Genomic DNA, 11,146 nt, shown 5'->3' with positions numbered 1-11,146 from the left:
GCAAGGACATCGTCGCCTACGCTTCTCTTTCTTCCGATGCAATTGTCAAATAGCCGAAACGAGCTGAACTCGTTCAATCTTCCAGACGCCTCTTCGACCCAGCTCTCACCAGGTTCAGAACCTTGCGATCTTAAGCAGAAGAGGCAACAAATCAGCCCCGCCGCTCATTCGCGGCAGCGCCGTCCGTCGATGGGTGCTGTATAGAGGGGCTCTTTCCGCCCGTCAACAGCCGATTTCATTTTTTTGACGGTTGCATGACGCTTTTTTTGGAGGGCCTGTGGAAAGCTACCCGGCGTACCCCGCTAACCGCTTGTCACTACATGGATATTCGACACTGGCATTTCAAGCCCTGGACGCCGTCTCCCTGTTCGGGGCCTCGACACGCAACCGTCCCGGCCCTCCTTTCAAAGCACGGCCCTCGCCCTCTCGCGCGCGCAGCGCGCGCGGGTTCCATAGCTAGCCCCTCGGATCCTATCCCCGCTCCATATGGGCAGCCGCCCGATCATCAATTCCACCCCGAATTTCATGGAATCGTCATGCATCGCCCCAAATCGGCCCAATTGATCAGGGGTTAAGATGGATCTGGAATTGACCGGCGCGCCCAGCTAGGGCACGGTCCGCCCCCAAGAAAAGGGCAACTTCCTACCAACCATGCGCCCGCCTCACGCCTCGGCGTTTTGGGTTCAGCGTATTTCTGGCGGAACGATCGAATTTGTCACCACGGACGACCTATAGAGACAGGCGGCAGGATCGGTACGGGATCGTGGATCCCGGAACGCAGGCGCCGCTTTCGGCAGATGGCGGGCGAGCGCCCGATCGGCGCAAGGTCTCGATCCGCTGGCTGACGGGAACGGTCCTCACGGGCCTGTGCGGTGCCGGCCTCATGGGCGGAGCCGTCTATGCCGCTCTGGACGGCGAATACAGCGTGGGCCATGCACCGCAGATCGCCCCCACCGTCGTGCGCGAGAGCGAGGCCCAGACTTCTACCCAGAAGACCGATCGTATCCTGATCCAGACCGATACGATGGAAGCGCATCAGGTCATTCGCGTCTCCACCACCACCAAGGTGGGCGACAAGGACGTCATCAAGGTCAAGCCCTTCGCGCGCGTGCTCGCCAGCCTGCAGATTGCTTCTGGCCCCCTCGCCTCCCAGGTGCCTCCCTATAATCCCCAGGCTCTTTCCGCCGATCCGGACGCGGCCCTGGCGCCCGCCACCGCCCATGTCGAGCAGGCGCCCGACGACGGCGAGGTCACCGTGGCCAACCGCGACCTCGTCGGTGTGAACTTCCAGCCGACCTCCGGCCCCCTGCTGCCCGACGAGCAGGTGCTCGCGCTGGTGCGGGCACAGACCCAAGGTAACGATCCCTCCGCCGCGATCATCCCACCGCAATTCGTGGCGCTCGCCGCCGACGACGATCGCGCCGAGAGCGCCGATTTGACGGCCCTGCGCGAGACCGACGTGCAGACCGACCCCGACTCGGCGCTCAAGATCACCATCGTGCCCGAGAACTTCACCAACATCGCCAAGACGGCGCCCGAAGTCTCCTCCCGCGAGCAGACCATCACGGTGGAGGACAAGGACACGCTCGCCGGCATTCTGGGGCGCCTCGGCGCAACACCGCAGGAAATCCAGGAGATCGCCAAGGCGCTCGGCGATGCCGGCAAGCTGCATGGCGGGCTGCGCCTACGGGTTCTGGTCGCTCCGGGCGAGGAAGAGGACCCCCATTCCAGGCCCGTACGCCTGTCGGTCTACAATGCCGACAAGCATCTTGGCACCGTGGTGCTTGCCGATACCGGCGGCTATGTTTCCGTACAGGATCCGAGCTCGACCGACATCGCCGCCAACGCCCAGGACAATCAGGGCGGCGACGACGAGGATGAAGGCGACAGCGGCACCGGTATCCGCCTCTATTATTCCATCTACGAGACGGCCCTGAAGCAGCAGGTGCCCAAGGAAATGATCGAGCGCCTGCTGCGCGTCTATGCCTATGACGTCGACCTCACCCGCCACACCCGGCCGGGCGACAATTTCGAGCTCTTCTACGAGCAGGACGACGCCGGCAATCCGGTCGGCGACATCCTCTACACGGCGCTGACCGTGAATGGCGAGCTCAAGCGCTACTATCATTTCGCCAGCCCCGACGACGGCCAGGTCGACTATTACGACGAGGACGGCAAATCGGCGCGCAAATTCCTGACCCGCAAGCCGATCAATGGCGGCGAGATGCGCTCCACCTTCGGCATGCGGCGCCATCCGATCCTCGGCTATTACAAGATGCATACGGGTGTCGACTGGGCCGACCGGGTCGGCACGCCGATCCTGGCCACCGGCAACGGCACCATCGTCAAATCCGGCTGGACCAACGGCTATGGCCGCCACATCGAGATCCAGCACGCCAACGGCTATCTCTCGACCTATTCGCACATGAACAGCTTCGCCTCGGGCACAGGCGTCGGCGCCAAGGTCAAGATGGGTCAGGTCATCGGCTATCTCGGCCAGTCGGGCCTGGCGACGGGCCCGCATATCCATTACGAAGTGAAGATCAACGGCAGTTTCGTCGATCCGATGCGCATCAAGCTGCCTCAGGGCCGCGAGCTCAATGGCGAGCTGCTCGCCTCCTTCAAGGCCGAGCGCGACCGCATCAACGCTTTGATGAGCAAAGCCCCCGTCGCCGAGATTGCGACCGGCACCAACAAGAGCTGAGGAGCTGAGGCCGGGTAACCGCCGGCAATGGCTCGACGACGGCCCGCCCCCGCGGCATTTTCGCCAACCGTTCTGCTATCAACTTTTCTGGAAAACGCTCTAGTAAGTTGTCATGACCACCATTCGTGACACCACCGACCAGAAAAACCTTGCCCTGCTGATCCAGCTGCGCTGGCTCGCCGTGATCGGGCAGGTGATCACCATCCTGTTCGTCGACCTCGCGCTCGGCATTCCCCTGCCGCTGTTCGAGATGGCCGTGGTGATCGGCTTCCTGGTCGCGCTCAACGTCGTCGGCCTGGTCCGGCTGCGCAGCCAGGGTCTGGTGGGCAATACCGAGCTCTTCCTCGAGCTCATGCTCGATGTCGCCGCCCTCACCGTACAGCTCTATCTGAGCGGCGGCGCCTCCAATCCCTTCATCTATCTCTACCTCCTGCAGGTCATCATCGGCGGCGTCCTGCTGGAAGCATGGTCGACCTGGACGCTGCTGGCGGCCACCAGCGCCTGCTTCGTCGGCCTGGCGACCTTCAACCGCCCCTTGCCGATCCCGGTGCAGAGCGGCACGGACCTGGCCGACCTGCATGTCCAGGGCACCTTCATCTGCTTCGTGCTGGCAGCGATCCTGCTGGTGTTCTTCGTCACCCGCATCAACCGCAACCTGCGCGCCCGCGATGCCCATCTGGCAAGCCTGCGCCAGCAATCGGCCGAAGAGGACCATATCGTCCGCATGGGCCTGCTCGCCTCCGGCGCTGCCCATGAGCTCGGCACGCCGCTGGCGACGCTCTCGGTGATCCTGAGCGACTGGCAGCGCATGGCGATGTTCCGGGAAGACGAGGAGATCGCCGCCGAACTCACCGAAATGCGCGGCCAGCTCGACCGCTGCAAGACGATCGTCACCGGCATCCTGATGTCATCGGGCGAGGTGCGTGGCGAAGGCACCCGGCGCACCAGCGTGATCAGCTTCTTCAACGAGCTCGTGGAGGAATGGCGCGCCAGCCGTTCCCCCGCCCGCCTCGACTACAACAACACCTTCGGCACGGATGTCTCCATCGTCTCGGACGACGCCCTCAAGCAGGTGGTGTTCAACATCTTCGACAATGCGCTCGAAGCCTCGCCCAATTGGGTGGGCATCGCCCTGGAGCGGCGCGGCGACCGCCTCACGCTCTCTGTCACCGACGCAGGGCCGGGTTTCGGCAAGGACATACTGGATCAGCTCGGCAAACCCTATAATTCCAGCAAGAATCGGCCGGGCGGCGGGCTCGGCCTGTTCCTGGTCGTCAATGTCGCCCGCAAGCTCGGCGGCACCGTCACGGCCAAGAACCTCTTGAATGGCGGCGCCCTGGTCGAACTGACCCTGCCGATGGCGACGCTGTCGCCCGAAGGAGTAACCGATGCCCCCCTCCCCGGCTGAGCGCCGCCTTATCATCGTCGAGGACGATGCGACCTTCGCCCGAACCCTGCGCAAATCCTTCGAGCGCCGCGGCTATGCCGTGGAGGTCGCGGCCGGCCTCGAACCGATGCAGGCTTTGCTCGCAAGCCATGCACCGGGCTTTGCCGTGGTCGACCTCAAGCTTACCGGCGGCTCGGGGCTGGAATGCGTGAAGGCCCTGCATGGCCATGACCCCGTCATGAAGATCGTGGTGCTGACGGGCTTTGCCTCGATCGCCACCGCCGTCGAGGCGATCAAGCTGGGAGCCTGCCATTACCTGGCCAAGCCTTCCAATACCGACGATATCGAGGCGGCCTTCCAGCGCAGCGACGGCGACACCAGCGTGCCGACCACGCAGACCCCGACCTCGATCAAGAATCTCGAATGGGAACGCATCCACGAGACGCTGGTGGAGACGGAATTCAATATTTCCGAAACCGCACGCCGTCTCGGCATGCACCGGCGCACCCTGGCGCGCAAGCTGGAGAAGCGGCGGCTGAAATGAGGGATTAACCCGCTCTTCGCTCGCGCACGGTATAGACCAGCCCGCCAAGCGTCATCAGGGCGAGGGCAAACCAGGTCAGTGCGTAGACCAGATGGTTGTTGGGCAGATCGACCACCGTCATGCCGCCGGCTGGAATTTCGCCGGCCTGCCGCCGCTCGGCATCGATGAAATAGGGAGCGACGGCACCGAGGCCGCGGGCGGCGGCGATTTCAGCCACGTCGCGCGAATACCAGCGATCGGCCCCGGGATCGTTGCTGCGCAGGAAAGCGCCCTTGGGCTCGCTGAGCCGCAGCAGCCCAATCACCTCGGCCGGCCCGGCAGCATTGCCCGCCTTGGCACGCTCTTCCGGCAGCACGAAGCCGCGATTGACCAGCACCACGAAGCCCTGCTCCGTCTTCAGCGGCGACAGCGTCCAGAAGCCGCCTCCCCGCGCCGTGGTCGCCTGCACGAAGGCGGGCGGGCGATCGAGGAATTCACCCGCCAGGCGGATGCGGCGGTAAGCGTCCTTGTCCGCAGCGATTGCGGGCCATGCTGCCGGGCCCGGCGGCGGCGTTGGCTCGGCATGGATACGGGCATCGATGCGGGCGATCAGGTCGAGTTTCCAGCCCAGGCGCTGGACCTGCCACACGCCCAGGGCACAAAAGCCGGCAAAGGCGACGACGAGAGCCGCCACCAAGACGGTGAAACCACGTCGAGAACGTGGTGGCCGGTCCGGCCGGCCACCCGGCGTCGTCATCGCATCAGGCTCACGGCATGTTGCGCATGTCATGCGCCGAGATCGGCATCATGTTGTTGACGAGGTGGTACATCACCCACAGCGAGCCCGTCAGCGTGATCACCACCAGCACGATGGTGAAGATCAGGGCCATCAGGTTCCAGCCGCCTTCGGACTTGGCGTCCATATGCAGGAAATAGATCATGTGCACGATGATCTGGATCACGGCCAGCGAGATCACGATCAACGAGGTCGCGACCTTGGACTCAAGCGCGCCCGTCATCACCAGCCAGAACGGGATGAAGGTCAGCACCACCGAAAGGCCGAAGCCGATCAGGTAGCTCTTGCGCGAACCATGCGAAGAGCCATGCTCGTCGTGATGGGCGCCGTGGTGGGAGTCTTGGTGGGTGTGGGCGCTCATCGCAGCATCCCCATCAGATAGACATAGGTGAAGACGCCGATCCAGATGACGTCAAGGAAGTGCCAGAACAGGCTCAGGCACATGAGGCGCCGGCGGTTCGCCGAGGTCAGGCCGTAGCGGGCGACCTGCACCATCAAGGTGAACAGCCAGAGGATGCCGGTGGAAACGTGCAGGCCGTGGGTGGAGACCAGCGTGTAGAAGGCGGAGAGGAAGCCGCTGCGCTGCGGCGTCGCGCCCTCATGGATCATGTGCGAGAACTCGTAGAGTTCGATGCCGACGAAGGCCATGCCGAACAAAGCGGTGACGAGGAGCCAGGCCTGGGTCGAGCCGACCTTGCTTTCCTGCATCGAGATCATGGCAAAGCCATAGGTGATGGAGGAGAGCAGCAGCATGGTGGTGTTCAAGGCCACCAGTTTCAGGTCGAACAGATCCTTGGGCGAGGGACCGGCAGCGTAATTGCCGCCGAGCACACCATAGGTGGCGAACAAGATCGCAAAGATGAGGCAGTCGCTCATCAGATAGATCCAGAAGCCGAGCATGGTGCTCGACCCTTCCGGATGATGCGGTTCTTCCGGCAGGTGGAAGACCGGCGCCTGGCTGTCTGCGGCCTCGGTCTGCGGCATCAGGATGGTCTGCGACATCAGCGTTCTCCTGCCGCCGCCAGCAAGCGCGTGCGGGCATTCTCGGCGGTGGCCACCTCCTCGGCGGGGATGTGGAAGTCGCGGTTATAATTGAAGGTATGGATGATGATCGCAGCCAGCAGGGTGACGAAGCTGGCGATTGCGAGCCACCAGACATACCAGATCAGCGCGACCGCGCAGACCGCGCTCAAGCCGGCCAGGATGATGCCGGCCCCGGTGTTCTTGGGCATGTGGATGGGCTTGTAGCCCTCCAGCGGGCGCTTGTAGCCGCGACGCTTCATGTCCGCCCAGGCATCGAGATCATGCACCACCGGCGTGAAGGCGAAGTTGTAGGCCGGCGGCGGCGAGGAGGTCGACCATTCCAGCGTACGGGCATCCCAGGGATCGCCCGTGACGTCCTTGAGCTCTTCGCGCTTGCGGAAGCTCACGAAGAACTGCATCAGCATCGCGGCGATGCCGACGGCGATGATCGCGGCGCCGCAGGCGGCGATCACGAACCAGATCTGCAGGGACGGATCCTCGAAATGGCTGACGCGCCGGGTCACGCCCATCAGGCCGAGGATGTAGAGCGGCATGAAGGCGACCCAGAAGCCAACGACCCAGCACCAGAACGAGATCTTGCCCCAGAACGGATCGAGCCGGAAGCCGAAGACCTTGGGGAACCAGTAGTTGACGCCAGCGAACATGCCGAACAGCACGCCGCCGATGATCACATTGTGGAAATGGGCGATCAGGAACAGCGAATTATGCAGCACGAAGTCGGCCGGCGGCACGGCCAGCAGCACGCCCGTCATGCCGCCGATCACGAAGGTGAGCATGAAGGCGAGCGTCCACATCATCGGCAGCTCGAAGCGGATGCGGCCGCGATACATGGTGAACAGCCAGTTGAAGATCTTCGCGCCGGTCGGGATCGAGATCACCATGGTGGTGATGCCGAAGAAGGAGTTGACGCTGGCGCCCGAGCCCATAGTGAAGAAGTGATGCAGCCAGACCAGATAGGACAGGATGGTGATCACCACCGTGGCGTAGACCATCGAGGTGTAGCCAAACAGGCGCTTGCCGCAGAAGGCGGCCGTTACTTCCGAGAAGATGCCGAAGGCCGGCAGGATGAGGATGTAGACCTCCGGATGGCCCCAGATCCAGATGAGGTTGACATACATCATCGGATTGCCGCCGAGGTCGTTGGTGAAGAAGTTGGTGCCGACATAGCGGTCGAGCGACAGCAGGGCGAGCACCGCCGTCAGCACCGGGAAGGCGGCGACGATGAGCACGTTGGTGCACAGCGCCGTCCAGGTGAAGACGGGCATGCGCATCATCGTCATGCCGGGGGCGCGCAGCTTGACGATGGTCGCGATCAGGTTGACGCCCGATAACAGCGTGCCCACGCCGGCGACCTGCAGGCCCCATATGTAATAGTCGACCCCGACATCCGGACTGTAGGCAATACCCGAGAGCGGCGGATAAGCGAGCCAGCCCGTCTTGGCGAATTCGCCGACGAACAGCGACATCATCACGATGGCCGCGCCGGCCGCCGTCATCCAGAACGAGAAATTGTTGAGGAAGGGGAAGGAGACGTCGCGCGCACCGATCTGCAGCGGCACCACGAAGTTCATGAAGCCGGTGACGAAGGGCATCGCCACGAAGAAGATCATGATGACGCCATGCGCCGTGAAGATCTGGTCGTAGTGATGGGGCGGCAGGTAGCCCTCGGACCCGCCGAAGGCGATCGCCTGCTGCAGGCGCATCATGATGGCATCGGCAAAGCCTCGCAGCAGCATGACCAGCGCCAGCACGATATACATCACGCCGATGCGCTTGTGGTCGACGCTGGTGAACCATTCGCGCCACAGATAGCCCCACACGCGGAAATAGGTCAGCGCACCGAGGAGGCCGATGCCGCCGATGGCCACCGCCGCGAAGGTCGCGACCAGGATCGGCTCGTGATAGGGGATGGCTTCAAGTGTAAACCGACCGAAGATCGGGCTCACCGCAACCGTTTCAGAAGACATGGCAAAAACCGCTCGTGAATGAGGTTGCACTTAGCCGGGCTGCGCAGCGGAGAGCTGCGGCAACTGGCGGGAGGCGGGCGGGATCGACAGGCTGGCCCCGGTGAGGCCGGCGGGCTTGGGGCTCAGCGCCGGAACGCTGCGCTTCCAGGTATCGAGCGCGCCGGACCGCGGCACCTCGCAAAATGAGGAGACGAAATAGGGCTCAGGGCCGAACACCGCACCACGACGGGCATATTTGTCGTAGAGCAGCGGCCGGACATTGTTGATACCCTCCTTGCCGAGCCCGCCCTTTGCATCCACCGCCATCATCTTGTCCATGCACATCTTGTTGGCGTCGACGCACATGTTCAGGATGGCGTGATAGAGATCATCGGCAACCGCATTGTAATAGCGCACGGGCACGTTCTGGCTCGGCTTCTCCAGTGCGAGATAGGCCGGGCGGTCGAGCGTTCCGGCATCGCCGGCACGGACCTTGGCGACCCACTGGTCGAAGCCGGCCTGGTCGAGCCCGTGGAAGCGGAAGCGCATGCCCGAGAAGCCGGCGCCGCTGTAATTGGACGAAATGCCTTCATACTCGCCCGGCGCGTTGATCACCGCATGCAGCTTGGTCTCCATGCCCGGCATGGCATAGATCATGCCCGCCAGTGCCGGCACATAGAAGGAATTCATTACGGCCGAGGCGGTGATCTTGAAATTGATCGGCCGGTCGACGGGAGCCGCCATCTCGTTGACGCTGGCCACGCCATATTCGGGATAGATGAACAGCCATTTCCAGTCGAGCGCCACGACCTGGACCTCGAGCGGCTTGACCTCCTTGGTCACCGGCCTGCCCGCGGCCACGCGTTCGAGCGGCCGGTAGGGATCGAGCAGGTGGGTTCCCGTCCAGGTGATCGCGCCGAGGATGATGATGATCAAGAGCGGGGCCGCCCAGATCACGAGTTCGAGCTGGGTCGAATGGTCCCAATCCGGCTCGTAGCGCGCCGCCTTGTTGGACTGGCGATAACGCCAGGCGAACAGCACCGTCAGCGCCATCACCGGGATGATGATCACCAGCATCAGCACGGTGGAGAACACCAGGAGGTCGCGCTGCTGGGCGGCGATGTCGCCGGAGGGACTGAGCACCACGGCATTGCAGCCCGCCAGCAGGCCCGCCAGGGGCAGTGCCATGGCCAGGCGGGCAAGCTTGCGCAAGCGGACGGAGCTAAGGGACGGCATTCGGGATAGCATTCGCATGTCGTGCCGATACGCCTCCGGTTTCAGGCTGCCCATTGGACATTTTGTCCAATGACAATATCATCATGAAGACGGCAATAGGTACGCAAGGGACCCCCATACTGCACGGCTTCCGTCGAGCGGGCTAGGGGCTTTGGAGAAAGCCGAGGGACGATGAGCACCACGACTTCCATGCATCCGGCCGGGGCCGCGGGCCAGCACGGCGCCAAGCGCCACACCATCACGCCCAGCGAGATCGCCATCGGCGTGATCATCGGCCGGACGTCGGAATATTTCGACTTCTTCGTCTATGCCATCGCTTCCGTGCTGGTGTTCCCCAAGCTTGCCTTCCCGCATCTCGATGCGCTGACGGGCATGCTCTATTCCTTCGCGATCTTCGCCCTCGCCTTCCTCGCACGTCCCTTCGGCTCGGCGCTGTTCACCTTGTTCGACCGGCATTATGGCCGCGAGGTCAAGCTGACCATCGCGCTCTTCCTGCTCGGCGGCTCCACCGCCGCGATCGCCTTCCTGCCCAATCACGGCACCATCGGCGCCTGGGCCGGCGTCCTGCTGGCGCTGCTGCGCATCGGCCAGGGCATCGCGCTCGGCGGCAGCTGGGACGGCCTGCCGGCCCTGCTCAGCCTGAACGCCCCGGAAGGCCAGCGCGGCTGGTGGGCGATGATCCCACAGCTCGGCGCCCCGCTCGGCCTGATCGTCGCCAGCGGCCTGTTCGCCTTCTTCTACACCGAGCTCAGCCCGGGCGACTTCCTCGACTGGGGCTGGCGCTATCCCTTCTTCGTGGCCTTCGCCATCAATGTGGTGGCGCTGTTCTCGCGCCTGCGCATCATCGCCACGCCCGAATATGCCGAGATGTTCCAGAGCCAGGAACTGCAGCCCAAGCCGATCGCGGAGACGGTGGCTGCCCAGGGCCGCACCATCATCATCGGCTCCTTCGCGCCGCTGGCGAGCTTCGCCCTCTTCCACATGGTCACGGTGTTCCCACTTGCCTGGGTGGTGCTGGAGACCAATGAGAGCGTGGTGCAGTTCCTGATCATCGAGATCTTCAGCGCCCTGTTCGGGCTCGCCGCCATCGTCGCCTCCGGCCCGATCGCCGACCGCTTCGGCCGACGCAACCTGATCGCGGTCTGTGCCATGGCGATCGCCATCTATTCAGGCTATGCGCCGCAATTGCTGAATGGCGGCCAGACGGGCGAGCTCATCTACATGATCGGCGGCTTTATCCTGCTCGGCCTGACCTTCGGCCAGGCTTCGGGTGCGGTGAACATGAATTTTCCGATCCACTACCGCTACACGGGTGCGGCCCTGACTTCGGACCTCGCCTGGCTGTTCGGCGCGGGCTTTGCCCCCTTCGTCGCCCTGGCGCTGGCCTCCTGGTTCGGCCTCGCCTCCTCCGGCGTCTACTTGCTCTCGGGCGCGGTCTGCACGCTGATTGCACTGTGGATCAACCTCGAAGGCATCCGCAAGGGCACCAGCGATTCAAAGGACTGATCGG

At 63.7% G+C, this 11,146-nt stretch carries 9 protein-coding genes; 4 read left to right on the top strand and 5 right to left on the bottom strand.

What is annotated here, in order from left to right:
• Positions 1-763 precede the first annotated feature (763 nt).
• The 3 genes from QM672_RS25270 (at position 764) to QM672_RS25260 (ending at position 4,635) form a co-directional block, all read left to right on the top strand.
• A complete protein-coding gene (locus tag QM672_RS25270) occupies positions 764-2,704 on the top strand; it encodes a M23 family metallopeptidase (protein ID WP_415085909.1) in 1,941 nt (646 codons plus the stop codon).
• A gap of 112 nt (positions 2,705-2,816) precedes the next feature.
• Positions 2,817-4,112: an ATP-binding protein gene (locus QM672_RS25265; RefSeq protein ID WP_415085907.1), complete on the top strand. Its 1,296-nt coding sequence runs from the start codon at positions 2,817-2,819 to the stop codon at positions 4,110-4,112.
• Positions 4,093-4,635, top strand: coding sequence for a response regulator transcription factor (locus tag QM672_RS25260; protein WP_415085905.1), 543 nt, complete (start codon positions 4,093-4,095; stop codon positions 4,633-4,635). Before QM672_RS25265 ends, QM672_RS25260 begins: the two co-directional genes overlap by 20 nt.
• A gap of 4 nt (positions 4,636-4,639) precedes the next feature.
• Here the strand turns inward: QM672_RS25260 and QM672_RS25255 are convergent, their stop codons facing one another.
• From QM672_RS25255 to cyoA, 5 genes are read right to left on the bottom strand one after another with little or no spacing between them, the layout of a single operon-like run.
• Positions 4,640-5,371 (bottom strand): SURF1 family protein, encoded by a 732-nt coding sequence (locus tag QM672_RS25255; protein WP_311934307.1) that lies wholly within the window; start codon positions 5,369-5,371, stop codon positions 4,640-4,642.
• 10 nt (positions 5,372-5,381) lie between these two features.
• A complete protein-coding gene (gene cyoD, locus QM672_RS25250; RefSeq protein ID WP_367625888.1) occupies positions 5,382-5,771 on the bottom strand; it encodes a cytochrome o ubiquinol oxidase subunit IV in 390 nt (129 codons plus the stop codon).
• Positions 5,768-6,394, bottom strand: a complete 627-nt coding sequence (cyoC, locus tag QM672_RS25245) for a cytochrome o ubiquinol oxidase subunit III (RefSeq protein ID WP_376717640.1) — start codon at positions 6,392-6,394, stop codon at positions 5,768-5,770. Before cyoC ends, cyoD begins: the two co-directional genes overlap by 4 nt.
• 17 nt (positions 6,395-6,411) lie before the next feature.
• On the bottom strand, positions 6,412-8,421 hold the full coding sequence (cyoB, locus tag QM672_RS25240) for a cytochrome o ubiquinol oxidase subunit I (protein ID WP_394312281.1): 2,010 nt from the start codon (positions 8,419-8,421) through the stop codon (positions 6,412-6,414).
• Between the two features lie 30 nt (positions 8,422-8,451).
• Positions 8,452-9,636 (bottom strand): ubiquinol oxidase subunit II, encoded by a 1,185-nt coding sequence (gene cyoA / locus QM672_RS25235; RefSeq protein ID WP_376717635.1) that lies wholly within the window; start codon positions 9,634-9,636, stop codon positions 8,452-8,454.
• A gap of 171 nt (positions 9,637-9,807) precedes the next feature.
• Between cyoA and QM672_RS25230 the strand changes: the two genes are divergently transcribed.
• Positions 9,808-11,142 carry an MFS transporter gene (locus tag QM672_RS25230; RefSeq protein WP_311934311.1) on the top strand — a complete coding sequence of 445 codons (1,335 nt, stop codon included), beginning with the start codon at positions 9,808-9,810 and terminating at the stop codon, positions 11,140-11,142.
• Positions 11,143-11,146: the final 4 nt, after the last annotated feature.

The organism is Labrys sp. (in: a-proteobacteria) (assembly GCF_047605565.1).
Lineage (GTDB): Bacteria > Pseudomonadota > Alphaproteobacteria > Rhizobiales > Labraceae > Labrys > Labrys neptuniae.
The sequence above is the reverse complement of the archived record's forward strand: the minus strand, read 5'-3'. Positions and strand labels throughout refer to the sequence as shown.